Annotated in this window: 16 protein-coding genes and 1 tRNA gene; 10 read left to right on the top strand and 7 right to left on the bottom strand. The window is 75.9% G+C overall.

Features of this window, described 5'->3' with window-relative positions:
• Position 1 precedes the first annotated feature (1 nt).
• Together GA0070564_RS03985 and GA0070564_RS03980 are read right to left on the bottom strand one after the other, a co-directional pair.
• The gene (locus GA0070564_RS03985; RefSeq protein ID WP_091602573.1) at positions 2-853 is read right to left on the bottom strand and encodes an oxygenase MpaB family protein; all 852 of its coding nucleotides are present in this window, start codon (positions 851-853) and stop codon (positions 2-4) included.
• Between the two features lie 39 nt (positions 854-892).
• The gene (locus GA0070564_RS03980) at positions 893-1,321 is read right to left on the bottom strand and encodes a Fur family transcriptional regulator (protein WP_091602570.1); all 429 of its coding nucleotides are present in this window, start codon (positions 1,319-1,321) and stop codon (positions 893-895) included.
• A gap of 190 nt (positions 1,322-1,511) precedes the next feature.
• On the opposite strand from GA0070564_RS03980, the gene GA0070564_RS03975 reads away from it, so the two are divergent.
• Positions 1,512-1,994, top strand: a complete 483-nt coding sequence (locus tag GA0070564_RS03975; RefSeq protein ID WP_091604530.1) for a DUF2231 domain-containing protein — start codon at positions 1,512-1,514, stop codon at positions 1,992-1,994.
• Between the two features lie 52 nt (positions 1,995-2,046).
• On the opposite strand, the gene GA0070564_RS03970 is transcribed toward GA0070564_RS03975, so the two are convergent.
• On the bottom strand, positions 2,047-2,430 hold the full coding sequence (locus GA0070564_RS03970; protein WP_091602567.1) for a hypothetical protein: 384 nt from the start codon (positions 2,428-2,430) through the stop codon (positions 2,047-2,049).
• Between the two features lie 83 nt (positions 2,431-2,513).
• Here GA0070564_RS03970 and GA0070564_RS03965 point away from each other — a divergent pair, with 83 nt between their 5' ends.
• Positions 2,514-2,693, top strand: a complete 180-nt coding sequence (locus tag GA0070564_RS03965) for a hypothetical protein (RefSeq protein ID WP_091602564.1) — start codon at positions 2,514-2,516, stop codon at positions 2,691-2,693.
• Between the two features lie 16 nt (positions 2,694-2,709).
• Here GA0070564_RS03965 and GA0070564_RS29725 read toward each other — a convergent pair whose 3' ends face one another.
• From GA0070564_RS29725 to GA0070564_RS03950, 3 genes are all read right to left on the bottom strand, one after another.
• Positions 2,710-3,324 (bottom strand): flagellar biosynthesis protein FlgA, encoded by a 615-nt coding sequence (locus tag GA0070564_RS29725; protein ID WP_245669804.1) that lies wholly within the window; start codon positions 3,322-3,324, stop codon positions 2,710-2,712.
• Between the two features lie 302 nt (positions 3,325-3,626).
• On the bottom strand, positions 3,627-4,007 hold the full coding sequence (locus GA0070564_RS03955; RefSeq protein ID WP_091602561.1) for an FmdB family zinc ribbon protein: 381 nt from the start codon (positions 4,005-4,007) through the stop codon (positions 3,627-3,629).
• 61 nt (positions 4,008-4,068) lie between these two features.
• Positions 4,069-4,734 (bottom strand): 5-formyltetrahydrofolate cyclo-ligase, encoded by a 666-nt coding sequence (locus tag GA0070564_RS03950; protein ID WP_091602558.1) that lies wholly within the window; start codon positions 4,732-4,734, stop codon positions 4,069-4,071.
• Positions 4,735-4,816: 82 nt separating this feature from the next.
• Between GA0070564_RS03950 and GA0070564_RS03945 the strand changes: the two genes are divergently transcribed.
• The 6 genes from GA0070564_RS03945 to GA0070564_RS03920 all read left to right on the top strand — a co-directional run bounded on the left by GA0070564_RS03945 (position 4,817) and on the right by GA0070564_RS03920 (position 11,153).
• Complete coding sequence (locus GA0070564_RS03945) at positions 4,817-7,048, top strand: GGDEF domain-containing protein (protein WP_176730535.1); 2,232 nt, start codon at positions 4,817-4,819, stop codon at positions 7,046-7,048.
• Positions 7,049-7,057: 9 nt separating this feature from the next.
• Positions 7,058-8,011, top strand: coding sequence for a UTP--glucose-1-phosphate uridylyltransferase (locus GA0070564_RS03940; protein WP_091602555.1), 954 nt, complete (start codon positions 7,058-7,060; stop codon positions 8,009-8,011).
• The gene (locus GA0070564_RS03935) at positions 8,008-9,321 is read left to right on the top strand and encodes a molybdopterin molybdotransferase MoeA (RefSeq protein ID WP_091602552.1); all 1,314 of its coding nucleotides are present in this window, start codon (positions 8,008-8,010) and stop codon (positions 9,319-9,321) included. The genes GA0070564_RS03940 and GA0070564_RS03935 overlap by 4 nt, the downstream gene beginning before the upstream one ends.
• A complete protein-coding gene (locus tag GA0070564_RS03930; protein WP_091602549.1) occupies positions 9,318-9,962 on the top strand; it encodes a GNAT family N-acetyltransferase in 645 nt (214 codons plus the stop codon). The genes GA0070564_RS03935 and GA0070564_RS03930 overlap by 4 nt, the downstream gene beginning before the upstream one ends.
• A 179-nt stretch (positions 9,963-10,141) precedes the next feature.
• Positions 10,142-10,936, top strand: coding sequence for a divisome protein SepX/GlpR (gene sepX / locus GA0070564_RS03925; protein ID WP_176730534.1), 795 nt, complete (start codon positions 10,142-10,144; stop codon positions 10,934-10,936).
• A 143-nt stretch (positions 10,937-11,079) separates the two neighbouring features.
• Positions 11,080-11,153: transfer RNA gene (locus tag GA0070564_RS03920), tRNA-Ala, on the top strand.
• 119 nt (positions 11,154-11,272) lie between these two features.
• Here the strand turns inward: GA0070564_RS03920 and GA0070564_RS03915 are convergent.
• Positions 11,273-11,467 (bottom strand): general stress protein CsbD, encoded by a 195-nt coding sequence (locus GA0070564_RS03915; protein WP_091602543.1) that lies wholly within the window; start codon positions 11,465-11,467, stop codon positions 11,273-11,275.
• Between the two features lie 278 nt (positions 11,468-11,745).
• Between GA0070564_RS03915 and GA0070564_RS03910 the strand changes: the two genes are divergently transcribed.
• Complete coding sequence (locus GA0070564_RS03910; protein WP_141714694.1) at positions 11,746-12,315, top strand: hypothetical protein; 570 nt, start codon at positions 11,746-11,748, stop codon at positions 12,313-12,315.
• A gap of 56 nt (positions 12,316-12,371) precedes the next feature.
• Positions 12,372-13,265, top strand: coding sequence for an aminoglycoside phosphotransferase family protein (locus GA0070564_RS03905; RefSeq protein WP_091604525.1), 894 nt, complete (start codon positions 12,372-12,374; stop codon positions 13,263-13,265).
• The last annotated feature ends 19 nt before the right edge of the window (positions 13,266-13,284 follow it).

Below are 13,284 nucleotides of genomic sequence, written 5' to 3'. Positions count from 1 at the left end.
ATCAGGCGGCGGTGGCGTGGGCGGCGCGGGCCTTGGCGGCCTGTTGCAGGGGACCCTCGCGGTAGCGGCGAGGGACCGCCGCCAGGGCCAGCCGGAGGGCGCGGACGCTCAGGTCGGCCGAGAGCGCGGTGGTGGGCAGGCCCAGGCCGCCGTACATCCGGCGGGCCCAGGCCGGCAGCAGGCCCAGCGCGGTGCCGGCGATCCCGAGGTACGCCCACCGGGGCGGCCCCAGGTGCAGGCCGAGCCGGACCGGCCGGCTCAGCTTCCACGGGATCGGCGGGGCGGTGAGGAAGAGCGCCGTCTCCGCCGCCTCCTTCGTCATCCGCAGCTCCGGCCGGACCCGGCGGTAGTAGTCGTCCACCTCGGCGGCGGTGCCCGGCACGTCCTGCGGGTCCAGCCCGACCAGGGCGGCGGAGCGGCGCTGCTCGGTGTAGTAGCGGTCCACCTCGGCGTCGGTGAGGGCCAGCCCGGCCCGCCGGGCGGTGCTCAGGAACGACTCGACCTCGGTGACGTGCACCCAGCGCAGCAGGTCGGGTTGGTCGATCCGGAACTCCTCACCGGTGAACGGGTCGGTGGCGCGCAACCGCGAGTGCAGCGTACGCAGCCGGCGGCCGGCCTCCTCCGCCTCGGCGGTGGTGCCGTAGACGGTGGTTCCCACGTAGGTGGCGGTGCGGACCAGTCGTCCCCAGGCGTCCCGGCGGTAGTTGCTGTTCTGCGCCACCCCGGCCATCGCCCGCGGGTGCAACGCCTGGAGATAGAGCGAGCGGAGGCCGGCGACGATCAGGATCGGTTCCTCGTGCAGCTTCCACGTGACCGAACCGGGACCGAACAGGCCGAGGTCATCGGAGTCCACCGACCAAGAGTGCCACGCCGACGGCCGGTCCGCCCCGCGTCACTCGTCGGCCGAGCGCCGGGCCTGGCAGCCGGGGCAGAGCCCCCAGAAGGTCACTTCCGCCTCGTCGACCTCGAAGCCGTCCGCGCTGGACGGGTCGAGACAGGGCGCGGCGCCGACGGCGCAGTCCACGTCGGCGATCTCGCCGCAACCCCGGCAGACCACGTGGTGGTGGTTGTCGCCGGCCCGCGCCTCGTAGCGGGCGGGGCTGCCGGCCGGCTCGATGCGCCGGGACAGGCCGGCCCGGGAGAGGGCGCCGAGCACGTCGTAGACCGCCTGGGTGGAGACCGAGTCGAGGCGCTCCCGGACCTGCCGGGTGATCTCCTCGACCTCCAGGTGGCCCCCGCCGGACAGCACGTCGAGGACGGCGAGGCGCGGCCGGGTGACCCGTAGGCCCCTCGACCGGAGCAGTTCCTCACCACCTGACATGGGTCAATGACAGCACGCGCCCGCCGGGGTGACAACCGAGCCGACCGGCGCGTGGTCCCCACCACACGGCCGCGTCGCGGCGTGAACCGGTCGAGCCGTTCCGGCGTGTAACGGATCGACGGAGAGCGACAGGGCTTCCCCCGTCGTACGCTGATCTTCGCGCGAGGCGCGACGACTGCCGGAGGTGTCGGTGTTCAGGGAGATCAACGGGTTGCCAGGTCACATCCTGGTCGTCCATGCCGTTGTCGTGCTGGTCCCGCTGCTGGCGGTGCTCGCCGTCGCCTACGGGGTGCTGCCCCGCTGGCGGTCCCGCCTCGGCTGGGCGGTCGCCGCCCTGGCCGTCCTCGCCCCGATCTTCGCCTTCGTGGCCACCGAGTCCGGCGAGGCCTTCCAGGAGGTGCTCGAGAAGCGGGGCTACCCGGCCCAGGCGCTGGAGAAGATCCACGAGCACTCCGAGTACGGCGAGAACCTGCTCTGGTTCACCGTCGGGCTGGCCGTCGCCGCGCTGGCGCTGCTGGTGCTGACCAGCAACCACCCCCGGGTGCCGCGGCTGCCCCGCTGGGCGGTGCCGGCGCTGATCGTGGTGGTGGCCGTGCTGGCCGTCCTCGCGCTGGTCTACGCGTACCTGACCGGTGACTCCGGCGCCCAGGCGGTCTGGGGCACCACGCTCTGAGCCCCGGCGGTCGGGCGCTGGGGCTCCGGCGGTCGGGCCAGTCGCTCGGCGGTCAGCCGCGCAGGAACGCCCGGGAGCAGAGCAGGCAGAGCAGCACCAGCAGCACCACCCCGGTCACCGCGCCCATCCCCCAGGTGACCCGCTGGGCCCGCTGTTCGTCGGCGTCGAGCGCGGCCATGTCCTGGGGCGGCAGCCGGCGTGGCGGCGTCCCCTGGATGTGCACCGGCGGGCGCCAGCCGGGCGGCGGCGGGCTGGTCGGCGGCGGGCCGGTGTACCCGGCCGCGGCCGGTCCGCCCGGCACGCCTCCGGCGTCCTCCCCCGAGGTGCCGTCACCCGGGGACCGCTGCCGGCCCGACGCCGGGGAGTCGGGCGGGCCGGCCGGATCCGGCCGCCGCCAGTAGTCGTCGTCGGGGCTGGCGCCGCTGGGGGTCGTCACGCCGTCCGACGCTACCAACGCCGTCGTGACACCGCCCGGATCCACCTGTCGTGGCGGCCCCTGCTGGACTAGTCTTGCCGCTCGTGAGCAGCGAGGACCCCGGCATGCAGGCGCGCGGCGACGACGACCGCGCCGTCGACCTCAGCGACGACTTCGTGGTGCTGCCCGAGCAGACGGCCGACGACACCGACCGGGGCTGGGGCGAACGCGGCGGAGGCAACGACGACTGGTTGCTGGCCGAGCGACCGCCGCACTGGGACTGACGGCCCTGCCCCTCCCTCATCCGCGCACCACCACGGCGAAGCGACTGCCCTCCGGCTGGCCGACCGCACGCCGTGCCTGACCCGGGGTGAGGGCCAGGTAGAGCGCCGAGGAGCCGTCCAGCGCCGCCGCGCCCACCACGTCGAGGACCTGGGCTTCCGAGGCGAGCAGCACGGCCTCGCCGGGCCGGCCACCGGCCGGCGCGACCAGCAGGTCGACCCGGGCGCCCGGCCTGAGCACGGCGAGGGCGGCCGGCTCGGCCAGCCGGACGGGTACGCCGACCGCGCCGGGCGGCAGCGGCAGCGCGCCACCACCTGCGCCCGGCCGGTCCGCTCCGCCCTCCGCGCCCGGTCGGCTCGCTCCACCCTGCGTGCCGCTCTCACCGGGCGGTCCGGCCGGTGCGCTCGCGGAGCCGGCGGGTCGATCCGGTGCGGCGCCCCGGGAAGGTTGGCCCGCCGCGCCGGGAGCGGAGGATGTCGCCCCCGAGGAGCCCGGCGGGCAGCCGGCCGGGGTCTGGAGGACCGCCGCGGCGAGGCCGAGCAGTGCCGCCACCAGCCCGGCACGCAGCAGGGTGCTGCCCCGCGGCAGCCGGGGCCGGCGTACCGGCCGCAGTGAACCCGCGTCGTCCGCCATGCCACCCTCCCGCCCGTCGATGCCCTGCCGGAGAGGCTAGGCGCGGGCGGACCCTCGGCGGCCGGGTCGACGGGCGGCCTGTGGACAACGGGGGTGCCTGTGGACAACCCCCGCGGCGGCTCTCGACCTGCTATGCGGGTTTCACCGCGGGAGCGGTCCGCCCGCTGTTGGTGCCGCCCGGGGGAGAGGCCCGGGTGCGGGATGTCGCGGAGTCCGGAGGGGTCGGTATGCCGCAGCCGGCGCGGAGCCCGGCCGGGGCCGGGCTCGGCGCCAACCGACCGGGGCTCAGCCCGGTGGGAGTGTCAGGAGGTGGCGCTGGCGGCCGGCGCCTTGCTCGCCGAACCGCCGGCCGACGAGCCGGAGCCGCCGGACGCGGAGCCCGAACCGCCGGAGGAGCCGGAGCCGCCGGCCCCGGTGCTCGACGACGAACCGGACGACGAGGACGACGAGGACGAGTCGGACTTGGTGCTGCCGCCCGGGCCGCTGCTCTTGCTCTCCGAGCCCGAGGAGCGGGAGTCGGTCCGGTAGAAGCCGGAGCCCTTGAAGACGACGCCGACGGAGTTGAAGACCTTGCGCAGCCGCCCCTCGCACGCGGGGCACTCGGTCAGCGGCTCGTCGGAGAAGGACTGCACCGCCTCGAGCTGGTGGCCGCACGCGGTGCAGGCGTACTGGTACGTGGGCACGTCTTCCTCCGGATCTGGATCGGCCGGTTGGCACTCGCAGTATTCGAGTGCCAATGGTGCGTCATGGGACCCGGGTTCGTCCAGCGGAAGTGCCGGGATCGACACCGGGAGCCGCGCCAAGGGTACGGAGCCCGCCCGACGGCGTGACCACCGCGCGGACCGGACGGTCGTGCGGCTCGCCGGGCACCCCGTCGAGCAGCTCGCCGTCGTGCAGCAGGGCCACGGTCAGCGTGGCCGCCGGCACCCGGGCCAGCGCCCGGTCGTACGAGCCGCCGCCGCGGCCCAGCCGGACGCCGCGCCCGTCCACGGCCAGCGCCGGCACCACCACCAGCGCGGCGGTGGCGACCGCCCCGGTGCCGAGCCGCGGTCCGGCCGGCTCCCGCAGCCCGCGTCCCGCCGCCACCAGCGAGCCCGGGTCGGTGCACCGCGCCCAGTCCAGGTCGAGGTCGTCGCGGAGCACCGGCAGCAGCAGCTCGCCCCCGGGCGGTAGGGCCGCCAGCAGGGCCGCCGGCAGGTCCGGGCCGCCCGGCTCGGCGCCCACCGGCACGTACGCCGCGATCCGGGCCGGGCGCAGTCGGCGTACCAGGTCGGCGAGCTCGGCCTGGACGCGCCCGGCGGCGACGCTCCGGTCGGCCGGCGTCAGGTGCCGGCGGCGGGCGAGCAGCTCCACCCGGGCCCGGCGCTTCGCCTCGTGGGTCGGTTCCGCTCCATCAGAAAATTCCGGCACGCAACACTCCTGACGCAACGCTCGCCCGGCGGTCGCTCTGTGTCAGCATCGCAGGGTCGGGCGGAACTTCCGGGGGGGAAGCGTGACGCTACGCGGGCGACTGACCGCCGCCTTCCTCGTGGTGGTGCTCGGCCCGGTGCTGCTCGGCGCCTTCTTCGCCGGCTCGACGGTCACCGCCCTGGACCGCAGCCGCGCCACCGAACGGCTCGGCCTGGCCGCCGCGGCCGCCCGGACCTCCGTCGACGCCCTCTGCCAGCAGCTGCGCGCCGCCGCCGACGCGGTCGCCCTGCACGCCGACGCGGCGGCCCGGGCCACCGCCGCCGGGCAGGTGGTCGGCCGGGGTCTCGCCGCCGCGGTGGTGATCGCCGACGTGACCGGCGCGACGACGTACGCCACCCCGGCGGCACCGCCCACCCCCTGGCGGGACTGCGCGGCCGGCCGGTCGGCGGTCGGGCCGGTCCGGGCGCTCACCGCCCGGGTCGACCTGCGCGACCCCGCCGGTACGGCGCTGGGCACGGTCGCCGCCGCCCAGGCGGTCGACCCGGCGTTCGTGGCCCGGCTCGCCGGCGTCACGGGCGCCGCGGTCACCCTGCTCGACGGCGCGCCCGCCCGGTTGGCGCAGACCACCGAGGCGGCCGGGGTACGCGAGGCGGTGCTCGCCGCCGCCAGCCAGGCGCACGGGGAGACGGTGACGCAGACCGCGGACGGCCGGTACGTCCGGCGGACCGGCCCCGCCGACGGCCAGCCGCTGCCGCTGGTGCTCTCCGTCCCCGGCGAGCGGCCCTCCGGCCTGTACGCCGCGCTCGCCGGCGCGGTGCTGGTCGCCGCGCTGCTGGCGGTGCTCGCGGCCGGCCGGCTGGCCCGGGTGACCACCCGGCCACTGATGGAGCTGGCCGGGGCGGTGGACCGGGTGGCCCGCGGCGACCTGACCGCCCGGGTGCCCGTGCGCAGCCGGGACGAGATCGGCCGGTTGGCCGGGGCGTTCAACCGGATGGCCCGGGAGACCGGCACCTACGTGGCGGCGCTGACCAGCAGCCGGGACCAGCTGCGTGGTCACCTGGCGGTGCTCGGGGACACCCTGGCCAGCACGCACGACCTCGAGCGGATCCTGCGGGTGATCCTGCACAGCGCCATCGCCGCCACCGGGGCCCGGGCCGGGGCGGTGTTGCTGCTCGACGGTGAGGGGGTGCTGGTCGGGCAGTGCGCCGAGGGGCTGGTCGGGCGGTGCCGTGACGTCGAGCCGGCCGCGTTGCGGGTGCCGGTGGGCGTCGGGGTGGTGGGTGCGGTCGCCGCGACCGGGGTGCCGCAGCGGGGTCGGGTGGATCCGTCGGGGGCGCCGACCGGGGAGCCGCGGTGCGAGACGTACATCGCGGTGCCGTTCGCCGCTCCCGGCGTGGGGGACCCGACCGGCCGCGGTGGGGCGGACCCGGTGGGCCGGCCCGGCGCGGAGGCCGCGGCGGCCGGCGCCGCCCTCGGGGTGCTCGCCCTCTACGACCGGGTCGGCGCGGACGAGTTCGACGACGACGACCTGGTCACCCTGCGGACCTTCGCCGGGCACGCGGCGGTGGCGGTGGAGAACGTCCGGGTGCACGAGGAGGCGCAGCGGTTGTCGCTGACCGACCCGCTGACCGGGCTGTGGAACTACCGCTACCTGCGGGAGTCGATCCGGCGGGAGGTGGAGCGGGCCAGCCGGTTCGGCCGGATGCTCAGCGTCCTGGCGCTGGACCTGGACCGGTTCAAGGACGTCAACGACACCTGGGGGCACACCGCCGGGGACACCGTGCTGGCCGAGTTCGCCCGCCGGGTCCGCGGCGAGATCCGCGAGGTGGACCTGGCCTTCCGGCAGGGCGGCGAGGAGTTCGTGCTGCTGCTGCCGGAGACCGACGCGCGCGGCGCCTCGATCGTCGCGGAGCGGCTGGGCGCGGTGGTCCGGGACAGCTCGATCCCGGTCGACGGGCACGGCGGCACGCCCGTCCCGGTGGGGGTCACCGTCTCCATCGGGATCGCCGTCTACCCCGACCACGCCACCACCGGACAGCGGGTCCTCGACGCCGCCGACGACGCGCTCTACGCGGCGAAGGCGGCCGGCCGGGACACCTGGCGGCTGGCCGAGCCCCGGCCCCGGCCGGCCAACGACGAGATCACCGTGCCGGCGGCGGCGACCAGCCCGACCGACGGCCTGCCCCGCGCCGGTACGCCCGACCCGGAGGCGGCCCGCCCCGACGCCGCGCGGGCCGGTCCGGGCGGCGCCGCCCCGGCGCCGGGCGGCGCGTCTTCCGGTCCTCACCCGCCGCGGCAGAGCCGTGGCCGATAGTCTCGCGACATGTCGGAGCACTCAGCGAACCCCTCAGCGACCGCCGCAGCCGGTCGTCCACGCGCGGTCAAGGCCGTGATCCCGGCCGCCGGCCTGGCCACCCGCTTCCTGCCGGCCACCAAGGCGGTGCCCAAGGAGCTGCTCCCGGTGGTCGACCGGCCGGTGCTCCAGTACATCGTCGAGGAGGCCACCCAGGCCGGGATCAGCGACGTGCTGCTGATCACCGGGCGGGGCAAGACGTCGATGGTGGACCACTTCGACCGCCGCCCGGACCTGGAGGAGCGGCTGGCGAAGAAGCCCGAGTTGCTGGCCGCGGTGAAGCGGACCGAGGAGCTGGCCGCGATCTACACCTGCCGGCAGCCCGAGCAGCTGGGTCTTGGCCACGCCGTCGGCTTCGCCGAGTCGCACGTCGGCGACGCGCCCTTCGCGGTGCTGCTCGGCGACGAGTTCGTCAAGCCCTCCGAGCCGCTGCTGCCGGCCATGCTGGAGCTCCAGGCCCGCACCGGCGGCGTCGTGCTGGCCTTCTTCGAGGTCGACCCGGCCGAGACGTCCCGCTACGGCATCGCCTCGGTCGAGTCGACCGGCGACGAGTTCGCGGGCCTGGCCGAGGTGGTCAAGGTGACCGGCCTGGTGGAGAAGCCGTCCGCCGAGGAGGCGCCCAGCAACCTGGCCGTCCTCGGCCGGTACGTCCTCCCGGGCCGGGTCTTCGACGCGATCCGGCGCACCGAGCCGGGCAGCGGCGGGGAGATCCAGCTGACCGACGCGATGGAGATCCTGCGCAACGAGGGCGTGCCGGTGCACGCGATCGTCTACCGGGGCACCCGCTACGACACCGGCATGCCGCTGGGTTACCTCCAGACGGTGGTGCAGATCGCCGCCGAGCGGGACGACCTGGGCGCCGAGTTCCGCAAGTGGCTGGCCGACTTCGTCAACTCCGACGCGTCGGGCGGGCCTAGTACATGACCGCGACGGCCGACGCCGAGGCGGCCGCGAACGAGTTGACGCCGCTCGCCGACTACCTGGGCAGCGTGCTGCGCAGGTTACGCGCGCTGCCTCCGCTCGACCTCGACCTCACCCAGGCGTACGGCAACGTCCTCGCCGAGGACGTCGTCGCGCCGCACCCGTTCCCCGCGTTCGACCAGGCGGCGGTGGACGGGTACGCGGCCCGCTGGGAGGACATCTCCGGGGGGAGCCGGGGTTCGGGTTACGTCCCGGCCCCTTCCGGCGGGCCCGGTGGGCGCAGCATCCGGCTGAACGTGGTCGGCGACCTGGGCGCGGCGAGCTGGCGGCCGGTCCGGCTCACCCCGGGTTCGTGCTTCTCGGTGGCTGCCGGGGCGCCGTTGCCGATCGCCGCGGACGTGGTGGTCCCGGTGGAGTGGACCGACCAGGGCATGGCCGCGGTGGAGATCTTCCGCGCCCCCAAACGGGGGTACGGCGTGCGCCGGGCCGGTGAGGAGCTGCCCGCCGGCACCCTGCTCGCCCGGGCCGGCACGTACGTGTCGCCGGCGCTGGTCGCCGTGCTGGCCGCCACCGGCATCGGGCACGTGGTGGTCCGGCCGAGCCCCCGGGTGGTGATCGTGGCCACCGGCGACGAACTGGTCGAGGTGGGCCGGGGCAGCCAGCCGGGTCAGGTGGTGGACGCCAACTCGCACGCGCTGACCGCCGCCGCCGTCGAGGTCGGCGCGCTGGCGTACCGGGTGGGGATCTGCGACGACGACCCGGAGGGGCTGCGCGGCCTACTGGAGGACCAGACGCTGCGGGCCGACCTGATCATCACCACCGGCGGCACCGGCACCGGGCCGGGCGACATGGTCCGCCGGATCCTGTCCCGGCGGGAGGGCACCCGGGCCGGGCCGGTGACCTTCACCGAGGTCGCCCTCTATCCCGGCACCGCCCTGGGCTTCGGCACGGTCGGCGCCGAGGAGGTGCCGGTGGTCTGCCTGCCCGGTGAGCCGGGCGCCGCGCTGATCGGCTTCGAGGTGCTGGCCCGGCCGGCGATCAACCTGCTGGCCGGCGCGGAGCCGGTGTTCCGCCCGAGCGTGCGGGCGCACCTGCTGGAGACGATCACCTCGCCGGTGGGGCTGCGCGAGTTCCGGCCCGCGCACGTGGCGGAGCGGCGCGGCGGCGGCTACACCGTGCAGCCGCTGTCCGGCGGGCCGTTCACCCTCTCCGGGCTGGCCGAGGCGAACGGTCTGATGGTGCTCGGCGAGCGGGTCACCACGGCGGCGGCGGGCTCCACGGTGGACGTCCTCCTGCTGGACCGGCGCCGGTGAGCTGGTTGCGGCGGCCGGCGGGGTGGCCGGTGGAGCTGGCCGACGGGCCGGTGCTGCTGCGGCCGTACCGGCGGTCGGACGCGGCGGCCTGGTCGGAGGTACGCCGGGCGAACCAGGCCTGGCTGTCTCCCTGGGAGTCGCACCTGCCGGGCGGTTGGGACGAGATGAACTCCCCGGCCGCGTTCCGCTGGGTCCACAAGGACCAGCGGCGGTCGGGGCGTACCGGTGAGGGGATGCCGTTCGCGGTCTGCCTGCGTGAGGGCGGGCGGGAGCGGCTGGTCGGACACCTGAACGTGGGCAGCATCGTGCGCCGCGCGTTCTGCTCCGGCTACGTGGGCTACTGGGTGGACTTCCGGGTGGCCGGGCGGGGTGTGATCCCCACCGCGATGGCGCTCGCCGTCGACCACGCCTTCGGCCCGGGCGGGCTGCACCGGATCGAGGTGAACATCCGGCCGGAGAACCGACCGTCCCGGCGGGTGGTGGAGAAGTTGGGCTTCCGCGAGGAGTCGTACCACGTGCGGTACATGCACATCGACGGCGCCTGGCGTGACCACATCGGATACGCGATGACCAGCGAAGAGGTCGCCGCGGAGGGTGGCCTGCTGGCCCGTTGGCACCGGGTGCGCAATCTCGCGGGGTGAACCGGCCCACCATGGCGTTCCCGGCGCGGCGTGCGGTCATCCGCGTCCACGGCCCGTAACCTCAAGTAACTGCAAGCTGTGGCAAGCGCTGCCGCGCCGCACGATCTGCGCCGTAAACGACGGTCAGCGGAAGAAGTTGCGGCCGAGTGGCGCTCGCCCCGAATTCGGTGACGGGAGGGGTGAGGGTGCCGACCTCGGTGCTCCTCGCCGTCCTCGCCGCCGCCGGTCTGCTCGCCCTCGCCCCGGCGCTGGTCCGCCGGTACGACGCCACCGAGCGGCTGGTGGCGGAGCGGGCGCAGTCGACGGCGCGGGTGCTCCAGCGCCGCCGACGGCGTCGTACTGTCCCCGGCCGGCGACCCGTCAACGCCTCGCGCGCCCTCGTCGTGACGCTCAGTGAAGATGTCGCTACGGGCGGTCTCTCCGCTCCGGTCTCCGCGCCTCCCGCGCCCCGCCGGCCCAGCCGACTGCGTGCCGTCCCGCCGGGCGACCGGCGGTCCCGTCGACGGAACCAGCCGCCGCGCCGGCCGCACACCCCCGCCGTCTACCGCCGGCGCCGGGTGCTGGCCGCCCTGCTGCTGCTCAACTTCGTCGAGCTGATCGGCGTGGTCGCGGTCAGCCCCGGATTCTGGATCGGCTTCTCGGTCACCGTCGCCCTGCTCGGCGTGTACGTCGTCCACCTGCGCGGCCGGGCCCTCGCCGAACGCCGCCGCCGCCGGGCCCAGGCCCGGGAGGCCGCCTGGTTGGCCGCCCGGCAGGCCGAGGTGCGCCGCGAGCAGGCCCGCCGCGCCGCCGCCCGCCGGGAGGCGCAGCGCCGGTTGGCCGCCCAGCGCGAGGCGGTCCGGCGTACGGCGATGGGGCTGGACCGGCCCACGGACCTGCCGGCGGCGGCGAACGGTGGCTCGGTGTCCTACCGACGGGCCGGCGGGCTGCGCGGGCGGCCCTACTCGTCCGGCCGCGGCACCCACTCCGCCTGACCCCCCGAACGCGCCCGCCGCGATCGTGGCGGGCCGTTTGCCGCCAGGATCGCGGCGGGTGGCGGGGTGATTCGCACCGGGGGTGGACGGTCTGTTAGCCTTGTCGCCGGCCCGCCTGGTGCAGCCAGGTGGGACCAGAACCGGGGGTTGTGGCGCAGTCCGGTAGCGCACCTCGTTCGCATCGAGGGGGTCAGGGGTTCGAATCCCCTCAACTCCACCCAGGGTCAAAGGCCGTCTCCGCTCAGCGGAGGCGGCCTTTTCCCATCGCGACGAACCCCCGCACAGTCGCCGCGAGGCCGCCCCCGGGTGCTGGGGACGGCCTCGGTCGGTCGTGGGTCAGCTGGTGAAGGTGTCCGGTACGTCCCGGCTGTCCTCCTGGACGTGCTCACCGCCCGGTTTGCCGCGCGCCTCGTCGGCGTGGATCGCCCGGTCGGTCTCGGACCGTTCGGCGCGGGTCATGTCACCCATCCGCGCCCTGGCCGGGCCGGCCACCTGCTCGAGCCGGTCGTCTGCCCTCTCGGTGGAGGTCATGTCGCCCTCCCTGTCCGGTCCACGGATCCGGGGCGTCGCCGCCCCGCGCCACCCGCGTCCCCGCGTACCCGGGGCGGAAAACCCGGGCCGGCGGCGATCGTCGGGGCCGCGTAATCCGACAGGCCGGCGGAGGGAGGCCGTGGCGGCGCACCCGTTCCGATCAAGGCGAAACTGGACCACACTGGTGCTGAAACCGTCCTGACCAGCACCTACGTCTGTCGGTTGCTCGCGCAGCGCCGCGCCACCCACGCACTCGCCCAGGATCCAGGTGGTGGCAGATGCGAACTCTCCGCGCGGCCCTGCGCACACCGGGCCGGCACGACCTCAACCGGAAACTGATGCTGCTGGTCGCCGGGATCTTCGCCGGCGGCGTCCTGCTGCTCGCCGGGTACGCCTGGCAGCAGCGCTCCGCCACGGTCTTCGCGGTCGGCACGCTGGTGGCGCTCGCGGCCAGCGCGGTGGGCGTACTGGCGGGGTTCCTGTTCGGGCTGCCCCGCTACGTCCCGGCCGCCGGGGCGGCCACGGTCGCCGAGCTGCGCGCCGGGACGTACACCCCGGGCAACAACCTGGAGCAGGTGGCCGACTGGCTCACCAAGCTGCTGCTCGGCGCCGGGCTGACCCAGCTCGGCCGGTTCGGCGGCTGGTTCGGCGCGTTCACCGCGGCGCTGGGTGGCGCGCTGGTCGGGCCCGGCGGGTCCGACCCGTCCGGAGCGCGGGTGCTCGCCGGCAGCGTGATCGTGCTCTACCCGGCGCTCGGCTTCCTCTTCGGCTACGTGCTGACCACCCTGTGGTACCTGCGAAACCTGAGCGAGGGCGAGGAGGAGACCCCGGAACAGGCCGTCCGGTAGGGCCCGGCGGACGAAACCGTTTGCGGGAGGCGGGCCCGCCCCCGCAGGGTGGCCGGATGGTGATGCACACCGACCAGCTCGACCTGACCGCCGAGACGGCCCGGCGGCTCGTCGACGACCAGTTCCCGCAGTGGCGGCACCTGCCGCTGCACCAGGTCGACTCCGACGGAACGGTGAACGCGATCTTCCGGATCGGCGACGAGTTCGCCGCGCGCTTCCCGCTGCGGGCCGAGGAGCCGACCGAGGTACGCGCCTGGCTGGTCGCGGAGGCCGAGGCCGCCGCCGAACTTGCCGCGTGCAGCCCGGTGCCCGCCCCGCTGCCGGTCGCGCTCGGCGAACCGGGGTACGGCTATCCGCTGTCGTGGGCCGTGCAGACCTGGCTGCCCGGGCGGGTGGCCAGCGTCGAGGATCCGGGTGGGTCGCTCGCCTTCGCCCGCGACCTCGCCACCTTCGTCCGTACGCTGCGGGCGGTGGACACCCGCGGACGCCGGTTCTCCGGCGGCGGCCGGGGCGGCGAGCTGCCGGACCACGACGACTGGGTGGCGCTCTGCTTCGACCGCAGCGCCGGGATGGTCGACGTGCCCCGGCTGCGCCGGCTCTGGGCGCAGCTGCGGACACTGCCGCCGGCCGGCCCGGACGTGATGTCGCACAAGGACCTCATCCCCGGCAACGTGCTGGTCGGCGACGGTCGGCTGACCGGCGTACTGGACGGCGGCGGGTTCGGCCCGGCGGACCCCGGCCTGGACCTCGTCGGCGCCTGGCACCTGCTCGACCGGCCCGCCCGAGACGAGTTCGCCCGGGCCCTCGGCTGCGGTGACGTCGAGTGGGGTCGGGGGATGGCCTGGGCGTTGCAGCAGGCGATCGGGCTGGTCTGGTACTACGCCGAGACCAACGTGCCGATGAGCCGGCTCGGCCGGCGTACCGTCGCCCGGCTGCTGGCCGCCACCTGACCGGCGGCCTCGGGCCCGG

The organism is Micromonospora mirobrigensis, assembly GCF_900091555.1.
Taxonomy (GTDB): domain Bacteria; phylum Actinomycetota; class Actinomycetes; order Mycobacteriales; family Micromonosporaceae; genus Micromonospora; species Micromonospora mirobrigensis.
Note: the sequence above shows the minus strand (reverse complement) of the source record. Positions and strands in the feature narration are given on the sequence as shown.

Bases quoted from the DNA above. Each gene is read 5' to 3' on its own strand.
- GA0070564_RS03905 (WP_091604525.1), top strand. From the start codon at position 12,372: ATGGTGATGCACACCGACCAGCTCGACCTGACCGCCGAGACGGCCCGG.
- GA0070564_RS03980 (WP_091602570.1), bottom strand. From the start codon at position 1,321: ATGTCAGGTGGTGAGGAACTGCTCCGGTCGAGGGGCCTACGGGTCACC.
- GA0070564_RS29725 (WP_245669804.1), bottom strand. From the start codon at position 3,324: ATGGCGGACGACGCGGGTTCACTGCGGCCGGTACGCCGGCCCCGGCTG.
- GA0070564_RS03935 (WP_091602552.1), top strand. From the start codon at position 8,008: ATGACCGCGACGGCCGACGCCGAGGCGGCCGCGAACGAGTTGACGCCG.
- GA0070564_RS03910 (WP_141714694.1), top strand. From the start codon at position 11,746: ATGCGAACTCTCCGCGCGGCCCTGCGCACACCGGGCCGGCACGACCTC.
- GA0070564_RS03915 (WP_091602543.1), bottom strand. From the start codon at position 11,467: ATGACCTCCACCGAGAGGGCAGACGACCGGCTCGAGCAGGTGGCCGGC.
- GA0070564_RS03940 (WP_091602555.1), top strand. From the start codon at position 7,058: ATGTCGGAGCACTCAGCGAACCCCTCAGCGACCGCCGCAGCCGGTCGT.